Source organism: Lentibacillus kapialis, from assembly GCF_014646635.1.
In the GTDB taxonomy this organism is placed as follows: Bacteria; Bacillota; Bacilli; order Bacillales; family Amphibacillaceae; genus Lentibacillus; species Lentibacillus kapialis.
The window spans coordinates 93109-113654 of record NZ_BMNQ01000004.1 but is presented as its reverse complement, the minus strand read 5'-3'; the positions used below and the strand labels follow the sequence as shown (position 1 = coordinate 113654).

Sequence of the window (20546 nt, the reverse complement as noted above, 5' to 3'; positions counted from 1 at the left end):
CAGAAGTGATCTGTTTTTGTGTTGATATCACAAGGTATACAATTTTACCTCTATTGATGCTTTGTCAAATATTGCTTACGTCCGGCTTCAGCACTAAAGCTGTAGTGTGCCTTCCTTCACCTTTACATAATACATACATGGACAGGAGATTGATGCATTAAGCCCTGGTGTGAAGAACAGATTGTAATTTCCGTAAAATTTAATCGTGAACGATTCTACCACGCCTACCTTTTGCATACATTGATAGCAAACGCATAAGGAGGGATGTTATGAATGCAACACGACAGGATGCATGGACGAAGGATGAAGATATTTTATTGGCAGAGACAGTTCTTCGTCATATAAGAGAGGGAAAAACTCAGCTTGAAGCATTTAAAGATGTCGCAAAGCAGCTTTCCAGAACATCGGCGGCATGCGGTTTTCGTTGGAACGCCTCTATCCGCGGACAATATCAGGAAGCTATTGAAAGCGCCAAAAAAGATCGAAAGCAGAATAACCGGCAAAAGATGCTGGTTCAATACGACACAACAGTTAACGGTGAGTCGGATCCGATAGATGCGGCTATATCCTTGCTGGAAAAGATGCGCAATCATTCCAATGGAAATAAACAATTATACGGCAGTGAAGACGTGGGAGCACAGCAACAGCTGATAGAAGAGAATGAAGCATTGAAGGCACAATTAAATCGTTATGAGCAGGCATGGACAGAAATGGGGAAGTTATGGGCCTGGGTACAGCGGAAATGAATGATAAAGACATGAATGATTGGTATACGCCATTCATGTCTTTATTTTAATATCAGAAAGTATTTACTGCTCTTTTTCCTCGACTCCCTCTGGCATCCAAATCAGTGGATTTTCCCCAAGGTCCCTCTCCATTTCGTATTTTGCTTTTTGGAATCCCATTTTTTCCCAAAATCCATGTGAATTAATCCGTGGATTTGTCTTGATTGGCAGTTGGAAGCTCTTGGCGAAATCAACCAGCGCTTTGCCGTAATGTCTACCACGATAATCCGGTAAAACCTCCAATTTCCATAGCTCCAGATAATCCTGCGGCGGTTTAAAATAGGCATCGTACTTTGCACTGACTTTATATAAGCTCATTCTGGCAATCAGATGATGGCCAACGTAAATTCCATAGAATGGTGACTCGCTGTTATTTTCAACGATATTATTTTGAAGATCTTCCATCATGGAGAGCTCCTGGTTCCCGTATTCTTTAAATCGTTTAAATTGCTCCAATGTTTTATAATTGATTAAGAGTTTTTCGACTTCATTTTTCATTTTTGTCCTTCCCCCTTCGAACATAATTATTTAGAAATTCTTTATTATTAATTATAATATAAAAAAGCCTGAAAGGGAATGAAAGAAAATATCTCCGGCAGCAAGGAGCTGTTCACTCTGTTATCATTATATCAATAACCGGTTCGCTGGAACATAGAAAAGGGGACGGATAGCGGGACATGATATGGAATCTGATTGCTTACTTTATTGGCTTCTTTATTACACTTCCGGTACTTGCGACAGTAATTGTTTATGTAATTGGCCGGAAAGCGTCAAGACAAAACCAGAAAGCAGTTCATACTGCAGTAAACTGGACAACACTTTTATATATTATTGCTGTTATAGCGATGTTTAAAACAATCTTTGGAAATTCATATTTTGGAATAATTCTATTGATTATGCTGATGCTGTTCGCCATTATTGTGGTTATCCAATGGAAAGTCTATACGGAAATAGTCTTCAAAAAGGTGCTGAAAGTTTTTTGGCGTATCTGTTTTTTGCTGTTTCTTCTGCTGTACTGCCTGCTTACACTAACAGGAATTATTCTTCGTATTTTTTGAAAGGGATGTTCACGTGTAAATGCCGTGGTTTAAAGAACTTTTAAAACAGATTGAATGCAATCACCCCTTGTTTTATGTAAAATGTGTTATGGACATATATGATTACTGTTAAAGGAGCATGCGACCGATGCGGATCACGCCGATTATACTACAAAAGCAAAATGCATTGATAGATGATTATCGAAACCACCATTCCGGGATTTTGGAGCATTTTGATTATGATCCATATCTGGAATCAACATACCAGTCGAGGGCAAAAGCGTTACAAAAAAAACAAATTGATCGCAAAAACCTGACAGAAGCATTGAATACCATGAACAGACGTTGGGATGCTCCCCGAGCTACATATCGTAATATAGAGCGATTGAAGCAGGATAACAGTGTGGTTGTTATCGGAGGCCAGCAGGCGGGTCTTCTGACAGGACCGATGTATACCATCAACAAAATCGTATCTATTATCCAGTTTGCTAAACAGCAGGAATCCACACTGCAACTGCCGGTTATCCCGGTTTTTTGGATAGCCGGTGAAGACCACGATTTTGCTGAAATTAATCATATTTATTTGCCCGAGTATAACAGTATGAAAAAATACAAACTGGAGCAGCAGACATCTGGCAAACAACCGGTTTCAGATATTAAAATTGATCAAACCGCGGCCGGTGAATGGATTGATCAACTATTCGCTCAGTTGTCCGAGACAGAACATACAAAAGATTTATATCGGACCATACTGGATTGTTTGCGGGATTCAACTACGTATGTGGACTTTTTCGCCCGGGTTATTTATCAATTGTTCAATGATGAAGGCGTTGTCCTTGCCGATTCCGGAGATCCCTTAATGCGGGAAATGGAACAAGAGCATTTTACAATGCTGATAAAAAACCAGAAGAAAATCAGTTCAGGTGTCTATACGGCAATCCAACAGCTGAACCAAAAAGGTTACGCTATTTCGTTGGAGACAGAGCCTGATGATGCCCATCTTTTTTATCATGATGGTCATGACAGGATACTGCTTACAAGAGACGATGAAGGGAACTGGGCGGGTAAACAGCAGGAAATTCTTTTAACAACAGAGGAGCTCCTTGAAACAGCAAAGCACAATCCGTCAAAGTTAAGCAATAATGTCGTCACAAGACCTGTTATGCAGGAATGTTTATTCCCGACACTGGCATTTATCGGCGGCCCGGGAGAAGTTGGCTACTGGTCGGCTTTAAAGCCTGCTTTTCAGGCAGCTGATATGGAAATGCCGCCGGTGTTGCCGCGTTTGTCCTTTACATTTATTGATCTTCCTGTGGAAAAATCATTGCGAAAGTTTGCGATCAATGAGGAGAGTGCTATTAATCACGGCGTTGAGTCTCTTAAAATCGAATGGTTGGCAAATCAAGGAGGACCGCCAGTGCACCATGTTGCAGCTGAAATCAAGCAAGCTGTTGATACAGCGCATAAACCATTAAGAAATATTGCCAAAGAAATACGTTCTGATTTAGGTGAATTAGCTGATAAAAATCTGTACTATTTGAATGAAGATATTAAGTTTCTCGAAGAGCGCATTATAAAAGCGATGGAAGAAAGACATACCAAATACCTGAAGGAGTTTGATCTGATTCAAAACACGCTTCATCCCAAAAATGGACTGCAGGAAAGAATATGGAATCCGCTTGTCTGGCTGAACGAATATGGTGATGATTTTATTGGAAAGATGGCAAAGCAATCATGTTCGTTTCAGGCCCCGCATCATATTGTTTATTTATAGCATGATACGTTTAAATGAGTCATCATTTTAAAATTTCCTGACGAGCAGCGTCCTTGTTGAATAACGTTTTATTTTATAATACCCACCTTCCTCCACTTTTTTAGAATGAGTGGAAGGAAGGTGGTTTTTTTATAACGTCAGAAAGTATAAATGATGGATGACCTTATAAGAAAAGCTTCGGCATTCGCTATAAGACGAGGCGAATGCCGAGTTTTTCTAACTAAAAATGTCCCCAAACGGATTGGACCGTGCTGTCTTGGCACTGAATGAGGAATTGAAAATAGAGCTTTCATTCAAGGATTATAGCGCATTAGACCCATTTTTAAATTTAATGAAAAAAACTTTTAAAAATAAGTGGTAGATTGTGGGGGAATGTGGTAACATGGGGTGTAAGAAAGTGGGGCGTACTCTATGTTCATGGGTGAATACCAGCACAATATCGATACAAAAGGACGTATTATTGTGCCAGCAAAGTTCCGTGAAGACCTTGGTGACAATTTTGTCCTCACCCGTGGACTGGATAAATGTTTGTTTGCTTACCCCATGGATGAATGGAAATTACTTGAAGAAAAGCTAAAAAAACTCCCATTAACCAAAAAGGATGCCCGAGCTTTTACACGATTTTTCTTCTCTGGGGCAATTGAATGTGAAGTGGATAAGCAGGGAAGAATAAACATTCCCCAGCCATTGCGTCAATATGCCGGACTCGACAAGGAATGTGTCGTGATAGGTGTATCCAATCGGGTTGAATTCTGGGCAAATGAAAATTGGGAGGAATATTTCAATGACTCTGAAGAATCGTTCGGTGAAATTGCCGAAAATCTAATGGACTTTGACATTTAAACGTAGTAAAGACAGGATGGACGTCTATGTTTAATCATTACAGTGTATTACAACAAGAAGTGCTGGATGGGATGGCTATCAAAAAAGATGGTACATATGTGGACTGTACCGTCGGGGGTGGCGGCCACGCCGAGCGCATAGTTTCCCGGTTAAATGAAAACGGATTGCTGATAGCATTTGATCAGGATGCAGATGCGCTAAAGGCAGCCGAAAGACGACTGCAGCCATATAAAGATCGTGCACTTTTTATTCATGCCAACTTCAGAGAAATAGAGGAACAATTAGGTCTCCACCAAGTGACACAGGTTGATGGTTTTTTATTTGATCTTGGTGTTTCATCGCCGCAGCTTGATCGTGGTGAAAGAGGTTTCAGCTATCAGCATGATGCGAAACTTGATATGCGTATGAATCAGTATCAGCGATTGGATGCCAGGGAAGTGGTTAATGAATGGCCGTATAATCAACTGGTGAAAATCTTTTTTAGTTATGGTGAGGAAAAATTCTCCAAACAAATTGCGCGAAAAATTGAGAGCGCTAGACAAGACAAGCCAATTGAAACGACATTTGAATTGGTTGAAATCATCAAAGAGGCAATTCCCGCCCCTGCCCGGAGAAAAGGAGGGCATCCGGCAAAACGGATCTTTCAAGCTTTGCGAATTGCAGTAAATGATGAGTTGTCAGCTTTTAATGATGCGCTTCATCAGGCGGCGCGTGTGATAGGCATCCGAGGAAGGATTGCTGTCATAACGTTTCACTCACTGGAAGACAGGCTTTGCAAACAGGCATTTAAAAAATGGAGTACCGCAAAACCTGTGCCAAGAAATTTACCGGTTTTACCGAAAGACCATCAGGCGCCATTTCAACTCGTTAATAAAAAGCCGATCGTGCCAAGTGAAAATGAACTTGGAGAAAACAGACGCTCACACTCAGCCAAATTGCGTATCAGCGAAAAAATACAAGAGTGGAATGAAGAATTTTCATATATAGAAGGGTGGAAAAAATCATGAGTGAAAACCTTGCCCGCAGCTGGGAACAGTCATATTCACCAAGTGTAGGAAAACAGGAAAAACAAACGGTTAAGGTACATAAGAAGAACTGGATTACAAAAGGTGAGAAGGTTTTGTATTCCGGAGCAGGAGCCCTGCTGATCGCAGCGAGTATTTACGTTGTGTCATTTGCCTCTTCAACCGATACATTGAACAGGGAATTGCAATCACTTGAGCAAACCGTTCAGCATCAAAAGGTTACCAATGAGGGGCTTGTTTATGAAAAAAAACAATTAAGCAGACCTGAGCGCATAACCAGAATCGCAAAAGAAAATGGTTTGAAAATACAAGATGCACGGGTGAAACAAGCAACAGCGTATCACAACAACTAAGCAAGGCTGATGTATGATGAAAAAAAACAAAAAGACAAATATTATGTCCGGTATTTTGATTGTTTTGTTTGCCGGCGTATTTCTGATTATCTCCGGAAGGTTCCTATACATTCAGGCTACTGGGGATATTGCGGGTATTTCACTCGAAAAATGGGCTGAAGAAAAGCGGACTGCATCGTATACACTTGATGCAGAACGAGGGAAAATTTATGGCCGTAATGGGATGACATTAGCATATGATCGTCCTACATATAAAATTCAGGCCATTGTGGGGGAATCACACACACAACAGGAAGAAAAGCCGCTTCACGTCGTAAATCCGGAAAAGACTGCAGAAAAACTGGCTCCTTTATTAGAAGCTGATAAAAGTTATTTAGCGAAACAAATGGAAGAAGGCATTCAGGAGGATCGGTTTCAAGTAGAATTTGGGAGCGCCGGTAAAGAACTCTCCCAGGATACGAAAGAAAAAATTGAAGAACTCGAACTTCCGGGCATCACATTTAAGGAGGAATCACTCCGTTTTTACCCGAACGGAATGTTTGCATCCCACATTATTGGTTTCGCTCAAAAAGATGATAAAACAATCAAAGGTGTTAGCGGAATCGAAAAACAGATGAATACGTTTCTGAGTGGAAAAGACGGGTCTATTTCGTATCAGCGTGATCAGTATAATGATAAGCTGTTAGATCCGGAGGAAGTAATTAACCAGCCGGAAGATGGCGGAGATGTCTATTTAACGATCGATCAGAAGATCCAGACCTTGCTGGAGGATGTCATGACGCAAATGGATGAAACATACGAGCCTAAGCGCATGACGGCTGTTGTAATGGATCCGAAAACCGGTGAAATTATGGCAATGAGCAACCGTCCGAGCTATAATCCCAATAATCCATCCGATGTGGAAAATTGGTATAATGACGTGATAGCGACACCTGTTGAACCGGGCTCTACAATGAAGATGTTTACATGGGCCGCTGCGATTGAAGAAGGTGTTTATAACGGAGATGGATGGCTCGAGTCAGGCACATATAAAATAAGTGATCGTGTAAGTGCCGTTCGCGATCATAACGGCGGAGAAGGTTGGGGTTCCATTACGTATGATGAAGGGTTTGCCCGCTCATCCAACGTTGCTGCCTCTAAACTGGTTTGGGAAAAATTAGGAACTGAAAAGTACCTGGAATATTTAAAAGCATTCGACTTTGATGAAAAAACGGGTATCGATTTACCGGGTGAGGAAGCAGGACAGCTCGTTTATAATTATCCGCGTGATAAAATCACGACAGCTTTTGGTCAAGCCAGCACTGTAACACCTATCCAGCAAATGAAGGCGGCATCAGCCATAGCTAATGGAGGTGAAATGATCAAGCCTTACGTCATATCCAAAAGGGTTGACTCGGCAACCGGCAAAACAATCGAAGAAAAATCTCCTGAAGTGACGAGTAAACCAATCTCAAAAGAAACATCCAACCAAATGATGGATTTAATGGGTTCGGTCGTTTCATCCGAAAACGGAACAGGACAGGAATATAAACTTGAAGACTATTCCGTTGCGGGCAAGACTGGGACAGCCCAAATGACAGAAAACGGTAGCTATTTAACCGGCCACGGGAACTATATGTATTCATTTCTTGGAATGGCTCCCAAGGAAGACCCCCAGCTGATGATGTATGTATCGGTTACACAGCCCGATATTGAGCCGACTGAGCATGGTTCGGAGCCAGTGTCATTTATATTCAAAAATGTCATGCAGAACGGTCTGCACTACTTGAATATCGAACCTGATAAAGATGAAGGCGAACAGATTGAGCCAGTTAAGCTACCGAAAATGACGGGAGAAGAAACGTCTAAAATTAAAGAGAAACTTAACCAGCAAGGCTTGGATGTGTCGGTTATCGGTTCCGGAAAAACCATTAAAAAAGCAAGTGCTGCTAAAGGCGAAGTGTTGCTTCCGGGAGACCGGATTATCCTCATCACGGATAAACCGGAAATGCCTGACCTTACCGGCTGGTCATTACGAGATGTCATGCAGTTGGCTGAATTAATGTCGCTGGATGTTGAACCGATCGGCCATGGCTATGTCACGAAGCAAAGCATTGAGAAAGGTACCTCTCTTAAAAAGAACGATTATTTGGGTGTCGAGTTGCAACAGCCTGACTCTGACAACGAAGAGACTGATCAGTCAAGTGAGACAAGTGAATGATTTTTGAAGTGTGAGTATACCACGCCCCGATTTTTATCAGGGCGTGGTTCGCTATTTCGGCTTGACATGCAAAGTTCTATTCCATTTTCAGGATTCATATAGTGAATACAAGCCTACCTATGAATATGAAAAGGGGATTAAATATGAAGCGTATTTCTTCTGTAACCGTACGAAAACGAATGATCACTGTTTTTCTTATCGGTTTATTGTTTTTCACTATAATCGATGCGCGACTGGGTTTTGTTCAATTCATAATAGGGGATGACCTGATGAAGCGTGCCGATGAATCTTGGAGCAGGGATATTACTTTTGAACCCGAACGCGGAAGAATATTGGACAGGCGGGATGAAGTGCTGGCAGAAAATGTCTCGGCACCATCTGTCATTGTTGTTCCTAAGCAGATAAAAGACCCGCAGAACACAGCTGGGAAAATAGCCGACATATTGGAGGTCTCTGAGCAAGAGGCGTATGATTATGTAACGAAAGACGCTGTTTATACACGCGTGCATCCGGAAGGTAGGAAGATCAGTGAGGAACAGGAAGAGGCATTCCGGACATTGAACATGGATGGAATCTATTTGGCTAAAGATTCAAAGCGCCATTACCCGTTTGGGGATGATCTATCGCATGTTTTAGGCTTTGCAGGTATCGATAACCAGGGTTTAATGGGACTTGAATTGTTTTATAATGATAAATTGAATGGTGAAGAGGGGAGCTTGTCATTTTATTCCGATGCCAAAGGAAAAAAACTTGAACAAATTGCTGATGATTATAAAGCACCGACAGATGGTCTGAATTTAAAAACAACGATTGATTCCAAAGTTCAGACCATTATGGAAAGAGAACTTGATCTTGCGGTATCACAATATAATCCCGATGGCGCTATGGCCATTGCAGTGGATCCTGATACAGGGGGCGTATTGGGAATGTCTTCACGCCCGAATTTTAAACCGGAGAATTACCAGAATGTGGATCCGGATATATATAACCGTAATTTACCGATATGGAGTACTTATGAGCCAGGATCAACCTTTAAAATTATTACACTTGCATCTGCTCTTGAAGAGGATATGGTAGACCTTAAAAAAGACACTTATTATGATGATGGCGACATATCCGTAGGCGGAACAGAGCTGCATTGTTGGAAAAGTGGAGGTCATGGCGAGCAGACTTATCTCGAAGTGGTACAAAATTCCTGTAACCCAGGGTTTGTGCAAATGGGAACTGACTTGGGCAAAGAAAAGCTGTTCAGCTACATTAAAGATTTCGGGTTTGGGAAAAAAACAGGCATTGATTTGCGTGGAGAAGCGAATGGCATATTGTTTGAACCGGGAAATATAGGTCCAGTTGAATTGGCGACAACTTCCTTTGGTCAAGGTGTATCCGTTACGCCGATTCAACAGGTCATGGCGGTATCTGCTGCGATTAATGGCGGGAAGCTGTACCAGCCGTTTATTGCAAAGGAATGGATCGACCCACAAACCGGTGAGACAGTCGAAAGGGTGAAGCCGAAATTGAGGGAAAAAGTTCTTTCAGCCTCCACATCAGAGGAGGTTCGGCATGCGCTTGAAAGTGTTGTTGCTAAAGGAACCGGCCGCTCAGCATATGTTGACGGGTATCGTGTAGGAGGTAAAACGGGTACTGCCCAGAAAGTCGGCCCGGATGGCAATTACTTAAAGAACAATTATATCGTGTCATTTATGGGCTTTGCACCGGCTGACGATCCGGAAATTGTGGTATATGTTGCAGTGGATAATCCGAAAGGCACTTCTCAGTTTGGCGGTGTTGTCGCAGCACCAATCGTCGGAACCATCATCGGAGACAGTTTGCGTGCAATGGGGGTTGAACCGAGAGAAAGCGGACCGGAAAAAGAATATACTTGGCCTGATAAACCAAAGGTAGAAGTTCCGGATCTAATCGGTTTGAATAAACATGAATTGGCTGAGTACCAGACGAATTTATCCATTCAAACAAGCGGCTCCGGCAAGTATATTATTGACCAGGCACCAAGCCCGGGAACAAAAGTCGAACAAGGCGAAAAAATAAGAATTTATCTCTCTGATAAAAATTCATCGTGAACAGGCTGGATTTTTGCTATAATATAAAAGGCTAACTGCTGAAATGTTGATAGTTAAACATTTTTGTGCATATAAAACCAGTAAACTGGCATATGCTGTCGGATTTCCGGTCTTTGAGATGGAAAAAAACTGAGAGAAACCGATCCTAAGCCGTAGCCAGGAATATTACATTGCAGAACAGGATGTTTGGAAATGAAATTATCAGAGTTATTATCCGTTTTACCATTTTACAATACATCAACTTCACTGGACGATATGGAAGTGAGCGGTATTGAGACTGATTCCAGAAACGTTGACAGAGGCAATTTGTTTATCTGTATCAACGGTTTTACAGTCGATGGTCATGACTTCGTCGAACAGGCTGCAGCCAACGGGGCATCTGCTGTACTGACAGAGAAAGAAGTGAACACGTCCATTCCGGTCATCCGGGTTGACGATACAGAAAAAGTAATGGCAATGCTTGCGTCAAAGTATTATGGTTACCCAACACGCCGATTTCCGTTAATCGGCATCACCGGAACAAATGGCAAGACAACGGTGTCTTATCTGCTGGAGTCAATTTTCCAGCAATACAAGCGAAAGACTGGCCTTATTGGTACAATCCAAATGAAGATAGGGCAGGACGCTTATTCTGTACATAACACAACACCCGATGCTCTTTTTTTACAAAAAACGTTTCACCAAATGGAGAAAGAAGATGTCGATACAGCTATTATGGAAGTATCCTCCCATGCGTTGGATATGGGGCGTGTTCATGGCTGTGATTTTGATATTGCGATATTCACGAATCTATCACAAGATCATCTAGACTATCATCCGGATATGAATGATTATCTACACGCAAAAAGTCTTTTGTTTGCACAGTTGGGGAATACTTATAACGATGAGCAAAGTAAGTTTGCGATTATAAACGACGATGATCCGAATAGCGCTTTTCTGCAAAAGAGCACCGCACAGCATGTTGTCACATACGGATGTCAAAAAGGTGCACAGGTAAGGGCAGAAGACATCGATCTCGACGTTACGAAAACATCATTTACGATGCATACGCCAATGGGATCTGTCAAAATAAACAGCAGCCTTATCGGTAAATTCAACGTTTATAATATGCTAGCGGCAAGCGCTGCTGCTATAAGTGCTGGTATACCGCTTAAGATCATTAAGGAAGCACTTGAAAATATGCGCGGTGTGAGCGGAAGATTTCAGCCAGTGGAAGGGAACCATGAATATGCTGCTGTTGTTGACTATGCACATACGCCGGATTCTCTGGAAAACGTGCTGCAAACGATTAAAGGATTCGCTGAGAACAATGTTTATGTTGTGGTTGGCTGCGGCGGTGATCGTGACAAGACAAAACGTCCGCTAATGGCTTCAATCGCACTCAAATATGCCGATAGAGCCATTTTCACTTCTGATAATCCCCGGACAGAGGATCCGCAGGCAATCTTGGATGATATGACAGATGGCTTGAGCGGAGCACATTACACGGTGATTGAAAACCGTAAAGACGCGATTTTTCATGCCATTAATCTCGCTAAAAAAGGTGATATTGTGCTGATTGCCGGGAAGGGTCATGAGACATATCAGGATATTGGCCGGACCAGATACGATTTTGACGACCGGGAAGTTGCCAAACAAGCAATCCAGGCTAAGGAGAATTAACGATGTTGTTTACAACGAAATGGCTTGCAACCTTATTTCCAAATTATAGGGGGCAAGCAATGGATAATATTGAGGTGGCTGAGGTTGCAACAGATAGCCGCAAAAAACTGGATGAATCATTGTTTGTGCCTTTGGAAGGTGAGAACTTTGATGGCCATGATTATATGAAAGATGCCTTTGATCGGGGGGCTTCAGCTGCACTATGGGATAAAAAGAAGGGGCTGCCGGATTTTTTGCCGGCTGATTTTCCGGTGTTTTTTGTTGAAGATACGTTAGCTGCAATGCAGGAATTAGCAAAGGCTTACCGTGAAAAAGTCAACCCTGTTGTTATTGCTATAACAGGTTCGAACGGCAAGACAACGACTAAGGATATCACGGCTTCAGTCGTTGGAGCCTCGTTTAAAACACACTATACACAAGGCAATTTAAACAATCAAATCGGGGTTCCACTTACAATTTTATCCATGCCGCCGGATACAGAAGTATTAGTCGCAGAAATGGGCATGAATCATTTTGGTGAAATTGAAACATTGACAAAGATAGCAAGGCCTGATTATGCCGTTATTACAAATATCGGGGAATCTCACATTGAATATTTGGGATCAAGGGAAGGAATTGCCGAGGCGAAACTGGAAATTATTGAAGGGATAACAAAAAACGGTTATTTATTGATTGATGGTGACGAACCATTATTAAGACACATCCATCTACGTGACGGTGTTATCACATGCGGATTTGAAGATCATAATGACGTCGCTATCACAAACATAACTATTTCACAGCAGTCGACACAGTTTGAATTATCAGATGACGATAGCTACACAATTCCGTTGCTTGGAAGTCACCATGCACTTAATGCATCGTTTGCTGTCACAATCGGGGGACTGCTTAATATAGCAACAAAGACTGTGAAGCAGGCATTGACAGAATTGGAATTGACATCGATGCGGTTTGAACTGATGAATGGCAAAAATGGTTCATTTATCATCAATGATGCATATAATGCTTCGCCAACGTCTATGAAGGCAAGTATAAATGCTGTGAAACATTTGGAAGGCTTCCGGCAAAAGGTTCTTGTTTTAGGTGATGTGTTTGAACTGGGAAAAAACTCTAAACAACTTCACCGCACAGTTGCGGACAGTATTGATGAATCGATGACAGCTGTATTAACTTTTGGAAAAGACGCAGATGAGATATCGTCGGCAGTTTTTAAACAGACTCCTGCAATTGATTGCCGGCATTTTACATCAAAGGAAACACTCTTGGACGCACTGAATGCATATATAACCAAAGACACATTGGTTTTATTTAAAGCATCGCGAGGCATGCAATTTGAATCATTTGTTAAGCAAGTTATTGATCCATCGCAATAAACATGGACGGTTGCTGCAAGAGGAGGAGAAACAGTGAATATGTACGTATTAATTATGACAATCGCAATAGCATTTCTGATTACCGTCCTTTCATCACCGATATTCATCCCATTTTTACGTCGCCTGAAGTTCGGGCAAAGCATCCGGGAGGAAGGTCCGAAATCACACGTTAAAAAGACGGGAACACCAACGATGGGCGGAATTATGATCGTTATCAGCGTTGTTGCAACGGCAATGATCATGGTCAGCAAATACAGCGCCGGCTCGTTCGGCTATGAGTTGTGGCTACTTATTTTTGTGATGGCCGGATACGGACTGCTGGGTTTTATGGATGACTTTATTAAGGTAGCCATGAAGCGGAATCTTGGGCTGACATCAAAACAGAAGATGGCAGGTCAATTGATCATTGCGTTTATTTTTTATTTCATTTTGCACTATAACGATTATGCAACCTATATTCAAATTCCGGGTACATCCATTCAGTGGGAAATTGGATGGGGCTATGCTTTACTGACTGTATTTATGCTGGTAGGCGCATCCAATGCTGTGAATTTAACCGACGGGTTGGATGGTTTGCTCGCTGGTACTGCTGCCATTGCGTTCGGTGCTTTTGGGGTCCTGGCTTGGTATGGGCTTCCGCAGAATGAGATTGCCATCTTTTCATTAGCAACAGTCGGTGCACTGCTGGGATTTCTTGTTTTCAATGCCCACCCGGCTAAGGTGTTTATGGGTGATACAGGTTCATTGGCTTTAGGCGGTGGTCTTGCCGCTATAGCTATCCTGACAAAGTTGGAGATTATTTTGGTTATCATCGGCGGTGTGTTTGTCATTGAAACGTTTTCGGTTATTATTCAGGTTATATCGTATAAAACAACCGGCAAGAGAATATTTAAAATGAGCCCGCTTCACCATCATTATGAGCTGCACGGATGGTCTGAGTGGCGTGTTGTGACCACGTTCTGGCTTGTAGGACTGATATGTGCGGTGCTTGGTGTGTATATCGAGGTGTGGATAGCTTGAAAGAATTAACGAATTTTCCTTATGATCAGGTACTCGTATTAGGTCTGGCAAAAAGTGGTACGGCTGCAGCTGTGCTGTTACTGCAAAACGGGAAACAGGTTCGCGTGAATGATAAAAATGCCAATAGTGATGATGCGGATGTGGATAAATTAAAATCAATGGGCGCCGAAGTGATCACTGGTTCTCATCCGTTATCTGTATTGGATGGGATGGAAATCATCGTTAAAAATCCGGGGATACCGTATGATACACCTCTCCTGCACGAAGCAAACCGGCGAAATATTCCCATTATCACCGAAATAGAACTAGCCGGAAATCTCTCTGAGACAGCCATGATAGGTATAACCGGATCAAATGGGAAAACAACGACAACAATGCTTACAGCCGAAATACTTAAGGCGAGTGATCAGGAGGCGCGTATTGCCGGGAATATTGGGCATGTGGCTACAGAGGTTGCTCAATCGTTGAATAAAGATGAAAAAATGGTTCTGGAGCTATCATCGTTTCAATTGCTGGGCGTTAAGACATTTAAGCCGAAAATAGCTGTTCTGCTGAATATTTTCGAAGCACATCTTGATTATCATAAGACATTTGAAAATTATAAAAATGCTAAATGCCATATATTTGCCAATCAGACAGAAGATGATTATCTTATTTATAATGCTGATGATCCGATTATTGCAGAAGCTGTCACACCAGCTAAATCGGTTAAAATTCCATTTTCATTGAAGAAGCAGCCGGAAATCGGTGCATGGGCGGATGAGAGAGCGCTCTATTTTATGAATGAAAAAGTGATTGAAAAACGGGATATTGTACTGGCAGGCGATCATAATCTGGAAAATATTCTAGCTGCCATTTGCGCTGCAAAATTGAGTGGAGCTACGAATGAAGGTATACATAGCGTGCTGACAACATTTTCAGGTGTCAGACACCGCCTCCAATTCGTTGGCAACGTTCGTGATCGATTGGTTTATAACGACTCCAAAGCAACTAACATGCTTGCGGCGCAAAAAGCACTTTCTTCATTTAAACAGCCTGTCGTTCTAATTGCAGGAGGGCTTGACCGCGGCAATGAGTTTGATGATTTGAAACCTTATTTAAGGAATGTGAAAGGCCTTGTTCTGATCGGTGAAACACAGGATAAACTGAAACGGACGGCACTGGAAGCAGGCGTTCCTGCTATAAAAATGGCCGGTAATATGGATGATGCTGTGAATCAGGCATTTCAACTGTCCGGCCACAAGGATGTTATACTTTTGTCCCCGGCCTGTGCTAGCTGGGACCAATACCGGACGTTTGAAGAACGCGGTGACATGTTTATACAAGCTGTGCATACACTATTGTAGGGGCTAGTCTACTGCAATCATGTATGCCATGCTGAAGTCGTCTAACCATTAATTTACGATTTAGCCCCTATTCCATCCAATCTGGAAACGGGGTGTTTTTTTGTTTCGAAAGTTGTTTAAAACCCGCTATGCACCGGACTACACCTTATTGGCCGTTATAGTGTTTCTGCTGCTTATCGGAGCTGTTATGGTTTACAGTTCGTCATATGTTTGGGCCGACTATAAGTATGCGGACCAGTTCTTTTATCTCAAGCGTCAACTTTTATTTTGTGGTATTGGGATAGTTGGAATGTTATTTTTTATGGCAATCCCCTACAGCACGTGGAAACAATACAGCAAAGTCATTTTACTCGTCTGTTTTCTGTTATTGCTCGCAGTGCTCATCCCTGGAGTCGGTATGGTACGGGGCGGGGCGCAAAGCTGGATTGGCGTAGGTGCATTCAGTGTACAGCCATCCGAGTTTATGAAGCTTGGGCTAATCATTTTTCTGGCAGGGTACTTGTCTGTCCAGCAAAAAAATATCACGTCTTTCAAAAAAGGGTTTTTTCCATCTCTTGTTTTGGTATTTACGGCATTTGGACTTATCATGCTGCAGCCTGATCTTGGCACTGGAATTGTGCTGGTAGGTACATGTATGGTCATGGTTTATACTGCCGGTGCCAGACTGTTACATTTTTTTGGGCTGGCGGGTGCAGGTATTGTTGCGCTTCTGCTGCTGATATTGTCGGCACCGTATCGAATCAGCCGGATAACAGCATTTATTAATCCATGGGAGGATCCATTAGGAGATGGCTTCCAGATTATCCAGTCATTGTATGCTATTGGACCGGGGGGGTTGATGGGGCTTGGACTAGGAGAAAGCATTCAAAAATATTTTTATTTGCCTGAACCGCAAAATGATTTTATTTTCGCTATTATAGGTGAGGAACTTGGATTTCTGGGTGGCACTTTTGTGATGGGGTTGTTTGCCCTGCTGTTCTGGCGTGGAATGAAAACGGCCCTCGAAGCACCTGATGCTTATGGACGTTTTTTGGCGCTCGGCATCGTATCAATGTTGACCATTCAGGTCATGATTAATATCAGTGTTGTAATTGGTCTAATCCCGGTCACTGGTATAACACTGCCATTTTTAAGCTATGGTGGTTCGTCCTTAACATTAACGCTTTGTTCGGCGGGGATTTTATTGAATATCAGCAGATATTCAAAAATTTAGCTCGCTATGGGCAAAGATTTTCGAATATGGGACAAGTTTACTACGTGTTTATACGAATTGTGTGATATAATCCAAATAACAGTTAGGAAGCGGCATTGGAAGGTGCCGTTTTCTTCTTGACAACCATAACGATAAGATAAGGGAAGAAGTAGGGATGGGAAAAAAAAATGTAGTTTCAATTGAAGATCGTATACCAACGTTGAAACAGGAACGTAAAAAAAAGGCAAACCGCCGTCTCATATTTTACTTGTCTATTTTTTTCTTATTAATTTCCATCATTGTTTATCTGCAGTCTCCGCTGAGTGATGTGAGAACAATTGCAGTTTCCGGAAATTCATTTGTATCGGATGAAAAGGTTATTGAGCAAAGCGGAATTGCCAAAGGTAAGAATATATGGACTATTAATGAAGCTGAAGCAAGCCGGGCAATCAAAGGAAACCCGGTTATTCATAAAGCTGATGTTAACGCAAGGCTTCCCTGGAAGGTTGATATCACAGTTACCGAATTCAATCACGTTGGCTATGCCGTACAAAATGAGAGTTATTATCCCATATTGGGAACGGGTCAAATTCTTAAAGACAAAGAACAGCAGACAGCAAGTGGTGATGCACCATTGTTGATCGATTTTTCGGATGAAGATTATTTAACGGAAATGACGCATGAACTGAAGCGTCTGCCGGAAAGTATTTTAAAACTGATATCGGAAATTCATTGGCAGCCGACTGATGACAATGAACGTAAAATTAAGCTGTATATGAATGACGGCTATATAGTTGATGGAACCATCAGGAATTTTGCCGATAATATGAGTGTGTATCCATCAATCGTTTCACAGCTGGATACGGAAAGTAAAGGGATTATACATATTGGTGCCGGAACCTATTTTGAGAAATTCACCACGTCGGAAGAAGAAAATTCTGAGGAGGAAGAATCCGGTAACGAAAATGAAGAATAGAAATATTCCTTGAAAAAAATCACGAAAATAAAAGGATTTCACGATTTTTTTAGCGAATTACTTAATATATATTTTCTTTTTTTACTTATTCCTTTAAAATAAGAGATTATAGGCTTTTAATAGAATGGAAGAGAATAAATCATCTGATTAAATAAAAAGGCAATATATCAGATGCTTCTGAATCAGGAGGTGCCTTTCCTTGAACAACAGCGAAATACTAGTGAGTCTTGATATAGGTACATCAAAAATCAAAGTAATTATTGGCGAAGTGTTAAATGACTCTTTGAATATTATCGGAGTCGGTACTGCACATTCAAATGGCATGAAAAAAGGTGCAGTTGTTGATATTGATCAAACTGTTCACTCAATCCGAAATGCGGTGGAACAGGCAGAACGAATGGTCGGTATGCAAATTGACAGTGTTGTCGTCGGCGTTAACGGAAATCAAATACAATTGCAGCCCTGTCACGGTGTTGTAGCTGTTCAGAGTGAAAATAGGGAAATTGGTGACGAAGATATTACTCGGGTGATTGATGGTGCACAAGTTGTTTCCATTCCACCAGAGCGGGAAATCGTTGATGTCATACCGAAGCAATTTATTGTTGATGGGCTTGATGAAATAACCGATCCGCGTGGCATGATTGGTGTGAGACTTGAAATGGAAGGAACCATCATCACATGCTCCAAAACCGTTTTACATAACTTGCTGAAGTGTGTGGAGCGTGCCAATCTGCAAGTTTCTGATATTTGCCTGCAGCCTCTTGCTGGCGGAACAGTGGCGTTATCCGGCGATGAGAAAAATCTGGGCGTTACTTTAATAGATATTGGCGGTGGGTCCACAACCGTTTCGGTTTTCGAAAACGACCATTTGGCCGGAACGAGTTCTATACCATTGGGTGGCGATAATATCACAAAAGACCTCTCCATTGGGTTAAAGACATCAACTGAAGAAGCAGAGAATATTAAGCAGAACTATGGTCATGCTTTCTATAATGATGCTCGGGAAGATGAAACATTTGAGGCGTCAATTATTGGCAGCAATCATCGTGAAACGTATAATCAACTGCAAATCTCCGACATGATTGAAGCAAGACTGGAAGAAATCTATGCTTATGCAGAACGGGAAATACGTCGTATGGGTTACCAGCAATTACCTGGTGGGTATGTTCTGACAGGTGGTACAATGAAAATGCCGGGCGTTATGGAACTTGCACAGGATTTATTTCAGTCAAATGTACGGGTTGCAATTCCTGACTACATAGGTGTAAGAGAACCTCAGTTTACTGCAGGTGTAGGTATCTTGCAATTCGCCTATCGTAATGCGAAAATACAGGGGAAAGAGCTTTTAACTTCTGTAGGAGACTATGAAGGTGAAGCGAAACCAAAACGAACAAAAAAATCGGGCAATTCCAATGAAGCGGTTAAAACCAAGAAAAAAGAATCAGGGATTGCGAATTTATTCAAGTATTTCTTTGATTAAGCGGATAAAGGGATCGGAGTAGGTACTGAGAAGTTTTTCAAATATGACCGATCATCAGAGAACAGTATTTAATGCATCGTAATTCAGCATAATAGGAGGAACTATTGTATGTTAGAGTTTGAAACAAATATGGATCAGCTGGCAACGATAAAAGTTATTGGAGTTGGCGGCGGCGGGAGCAATGCCGTTAACCGCATGATCGAGCATGGCGTTGAAGGCGTTGAATTCATTGCCGTCAACACAGATTCACAAGCTTTGGATTTGTCTAAAGCGGAGACCAAGCTGCAAGTCGGTGGAAAATTGACACGCGGACTAGGGGCCGGTGCCAATCCGGAAGTTGGCAGAAAAGCAGCCGAAGAAAATAAAGAACAGTTGGAAGAGGCTCTCCAGGGTGCGGACATGATTTTCGTGACAGCCGGTATGGGCGGCGGAACCGGGACAGGTGCAGCGCCGGTGATTGCTCAAATAGCCAAGGAGATCGGTGCGTTGACAGTGGGGGTTGTAACACGTCCATTTACATTTGAGGGTAAAAAGAGATCAACACAGGCGACTTCAGGTATTGACTCACTGAAATCGAGTGTAGACACACTGATTGTTATTCCGAACGACCGCCTTCTTGAAATTGTCGATAAGAATACGCCAATGCTTGAAGCTTTTCGTGAGGCGGATAATGTTTTACGTCAAGGTGTGCAAGGCATATCTGACTTGATTGCAAAGCCCGGGTTGATCAACGTGGACTTTGCTGACGTGAAAACGATTATGTTTGACAAGGGATCTGCCTTGATGGGCATCGGTATTGCCACAGGTGAAAATCGTGCAACCGAAGCTGCCAAAAAAGCAATTTCCTCACCACTTCTGGAAACGTCTGTTGAAGGTGCGCATGGTATATTAATGAATATCACGGGCGGTTCCAATTTGAGTCTTTATGAAGTTCAGGAATCGGCCGATTTGGTCACGTCGGCTGCCGATGATGAAGTGAATGTTATCTTTGGTTCGGTGATTAATGAAAACCTCAAAGACGAAATTATTGTAACCGTCATTGCAACTGGCTTTGATGAGAGTCGAAAGGAAGAGAATCAGCCGCGTCAGCGTCCCGTGATCAATCAAAATCAGCAAGCAGCGACACGACCTTCGGAAGAACCGCCGCGTGAGCGTGAGCGTGAACAAGTGCAAAACCAGCAGAGTCGTCCAAATACACAGGATGACGAATTGGATATCCCTACATTTCTGCGTAATCGCAATCGCAACCGTTAATAGAATCATAATTTTTGAAGAGGCAATCAGAGTGAATCTGGTTGCTTTTTTTTTAGCTCTTTTCGTCTATTTTGTTCTTTAGCTCTTTTCGTCTATTTTGTTCCTTTTCTATCCCTCGCAGTTGATATAAACTGCGACACAGTATAAG

Annotated in this window: 17 protein-coding genes; 16 read left to right on the top strand and 1 reads right to left on the bottom strand. The window is 42.1% G+C overall.

Annotated elements, in window-relative coordinates; translation table 11 throughout:
* Positions 1 to 269: 269 nt before the first annotated feature.
* Positions 270 to 746 (top strand): RsfA family transcriptional regulator, encoded by a 477-nt coding sequence (locus IEW67_RS03385; RefSeq protein WP_188631648.1) that lies wholly within the window; start codon positions 270 to 272, stop codon positions 744 to 746.
* Between the two features lie 63 nt (positions 747 to 809).
* On the opposite strand, the gene IEW67_RS03380 is transcribed toward IEW67_RS03385, so the two are convergent.
* Positions 810 to 1283: an N-acetyltransferase gene (locus IEW67_RS03380; protein ID WP_188631647.1), complete on the bottom strand. Its 474-nt coding sequence runs from the start codon at positions 1281 to 1283 to the stop codon at positions 810 to 812.
* A 179-nt stretch (positions 1284 to 1462) separates the two neighbouring features.
* Between IEW67_RS03380 and IEW67_RS03375 the strand changes: the two genes are divergently transcribed.
* The 15 genes from IEW67_RS03375 to ftsZ all read left to right on the top strand — a co-directional run bounded on the left by IEW67_RS03375 (position 1463) and on the right by ftsZ (position 20398).
* A complete protein-coding gene (locus tag IEW67_RS03375) occupies positions 1463 to 1843 on the top strand; it encodes a DUF3397 domain-containing protein (RefSeq protein ID WP_188631646.1) in 381 nt (126 codons plus the stop codon).
* A gap of 127 nt (positions 1844 to 1970) precedes the next feature.
* Complete coding sequence (gene bshC / locus IEW67_RS03370) at positions 1971 to 3596, top strand: bacillithiol biosynthesis cysteine-adding enzyme BshC (protein WP_188631645.1); 1626 nt, start codon at positions 1971 to 1973, stop codon at positions 3594 to 3596.
* 411 nt (positions 3597 to 4007) lie between these two features.
* On the top strand, positions 4008 to 4439 hold the full coding sequence (mraZ, locus tag IEW67_RS03365) for a division/cell wall cluster transcriptional repressor MraZ (RefSeq protein ID WP_188631644.1): 432 nt from the start codon (positions 4008 to 4010) through the stop codon (positions 4437 to 4439).
* 26 nt (positions 4440 to 4465) lie between these two features.
* Positions 4466 to 5446 carry a 16S rRNA (cytosine(1402)-N(4))-methyltransferase RsmH gene (gene rsmH, locus IEW67_RS03360; RefSeq protein ID WP_188631643.1) on the top strand — a complete coding sequence of 327 codons (981 nt, stop codon included), beginning with the start codon at positions 4466 to 4468 and terminating at the stop codon, positions 5444 to 5446.
* Positions 5443 to 5817: a cell division protein FtsL gene (gene ftsL / locus IEW67_RS03355; protein WP_188631642.1), complete on the top strand. Its 375-nt coding sequence runs from the start codon at positions 5443 to 5445 to the stop codon at positions 5815 to 5817. Before rsmH ends, ftsL begins: the two co-directional genes overlap by 4 nt.
* A gap of 16 nt (positions 5818 to 5833) precedes the next feature.
* The gene (locus tag IEW67_RS03350) at positions 5834 to 8017 is read left to right on the top strand and encodes a penicillin-binding protein (RefSeq protein ID WP_188631677.1); all 2184 of its coding nucleotides are present in this window, start codon (positions 5834 to 5836) and stop codon (positions 8015 to 8017) included.
* Between the two features lie 143 nt (positions 8018 to 8160).
* Positions 8161 to 10095, top strand: coding sequence for a stage V sporulation protein D (locus IEW67_RS03345; RefSeq protein WP_188631641.1), 1935 nt, complete (start codon positions 8161 to 8163; stop codon positions 10093 to 10095).
* A gap of 192 nt (positions 10096 to 10287) precedes the next feature.
* On the top strand, positions 10288 to 11757 hold the full coding sequence (locus tag IEW67_RS03340) for a UDP-N-acetylmuramoyl-L-alanyl-D-glutamate--2,6-diaminopimelate ligase (RefSeq protein ID WP_188631640.1): 1470 nt from the start codon (positions 10288 to 10290) through the stop codon (positions 11755 to 11757).
* Between the two features lie 59 nt (positions 11758 to 11816).
* On the top strand, positions 11817 to 13130 hold the full coding sequence (locus tag IEW67_RS03335) for a UDP-N-acetylmuramoyl-tripeptide--D-alanyl-D-alanine ligase (protein WP_308430700.1): 1314 nt from the start codon (positions 11817 to 11819) through the stop codon (positions 13128 to 13130).
* A gap of 39 nt (positions 13131 to 13169) precedes the next feature.
* On the top strand, positions 13170 to 14150 hold the full coding sequence (mraY, locus tag IEW67_RS03330) for a phospho-N-acetylmuramoyl-pentapeptide-transferase (RefSeq protein ID WP_373288478.1): 981 nt from the start codon (positions 13170 to 13172) through the stop codon (positions 14148 to 14150).
* Positions 14147 to 15496 carry a UDP-N-acetylmuramoyl-L-alanine--D-glutamate ligase gene (gene murD / locus IEW67_RS03325; protein ID WP_229671653.1) on the top strand — a complete coding sequence of 450 codons (1350 nt, stop codon included), beginning with the start codon at positions 14147 to 14149 and terminating at the stop codon, positions 15494 to 15496. Before mraY ends, murD begins: the two co-directional genes overlap by 4 nt.
* A 100-nt stretch (positions 15497 to 15596) precedes the next feature.
* Positions 15597 to 16709, top strand: coding sequence for a stage V sporulation protein E (spoVE, locus tag IEW67_RS03320; protein WP_373288477.1), 1113 nt, complete (start codon positions 15597 to 15599; stop codon positions 16707 to 16709).
* Between the two features lie 154 nt (positions 16710 to 16863).
* Complete coding sequence (locus IEW67_RS03315; protein ID WP_188631637.1) at positions 16864 to 17664, top strand: cell division protein FtsQ/DivIB; 801 nt, start codon at positions 16864 to 16866, stop codon at positions 17662 to 17664.
* A gap of 199 nt (positions 17665 to 17863) precedes the next feature.
* Complete coding sequence (gene ftsA / locus IEW67_RS03310) at positions 17864 to 19144, top strand: cell division protein FtsA (protein ID WP_188631636.1); 1281 nt, start codon at positions 17864 to 17866, stop codon at positions 19142 to 19144.
* A gap of 108 nt (positions 19145 to 19252) precedes the next feature.
* Positions 19253 to 20398, top strand: coding sequence for a cell division protein FtsZ (gene ftsZ, locus IEW67_RS03305; RefSeq protein WP_188631635.1), 1146 nt, complete (start codon positions 19253 to 19255; stop codon positions 20396 to 20398).
* Positions 20399 to 20546 lie beyond the last annotated feature (148 nt).

Bases quoted from the DNA above. Each gene is read 5' to 3' on its own strand.
- IEW67_RS03385 (WP_188631648.1), top strand. From the start codon at position 270: ATGAATGCAACACGACAGGATGCATGGACGAAGGATGAAGATATTTTA.
- IEW67_RS03380 (WP_188631647.1), bottom strand. From the start codon at position 1,283: ATGAAAAATGAAGTCGAAAAACTCTTAATCAATTATAAAACATTGGAG.
- IEW67_RS03375 (WP_188631646.1), top strand. From the start codon at position 1,463: ATGATATGGAATCTGATTGCTTACTTTATTGGCTTCTTTATTACACTT.
- bshC (WP_188631645.1), top strand. From the start codon at position 1,971: ATGCGGATCACGCCGATTATACTACAAAAGCAAAATGCATTGATAGAT.
- mraZ (WP_188631644.1), top strand. From the start codon at position 4,008: ATGTTCATGGGTGAATACCAGCACAATATCGATACAAAAGGACGTATT.
- rsmH (WP_188631643.1), top strand. From the start codon at position 4,466: ATGTTTAATCATTACAGTGTATTACAACAAGAAGTGCTGGATGGGATG.
- ftsL (WP_188631642.1), top strand. From the start codon at position 5,443: ATGAGTGAAAACCTTGCCCGCAGCTGGGAACAGTCATATTCACCAAGT.
- IEW67_RS03350 (WP_188631677.1), top strand. From the start codon at position 5,834: ATGAAAAAAAACAAAAAGACAAATATTATGTCCGGTATTTTGATTGTT.
- IEW67_RS03345 (WP_188631641.1), top strand. From the start codon at position 8,161: ATGAAGCGTATTTCTTCTGTAACCGTACGAAAACGAATGATCACTGTT.
- IEW67_RS03340 (WP_188631640.1), top strand. From the start codon at position 10,288: ATGAAATTATCAGAGTTATTATCCGTTTTACCATTTTACAATACATCA.
- IEW67_RS03335 (WP_308430700.1), top strand. From the start codon at position 11,817: ATGGATAATATTGAGGTGGCTGAGGTTGCAACAGATAGCCGCAAAAAA.
- mraY (WP_373288478.1), top strand. From the start codon at position 13,170: ATGTACGTATTAATTATGACAATCGCAATAGCATTTCTGATTACCGTC.
- IEW67_RS03315 (WP_188631637.1), top strand. From the start codon at position 16,864: ATGGGAAAAAAAAATGTAGTTTCAATTGAAGATCGTATACCAACGTTG.
- ftsZ (WP_188631635.1), top strand. From the start codon at position 19,253: ATGTTAGAGTTTGAAACAAATATGGATCAGCTGGCAACGATAAAAGTT.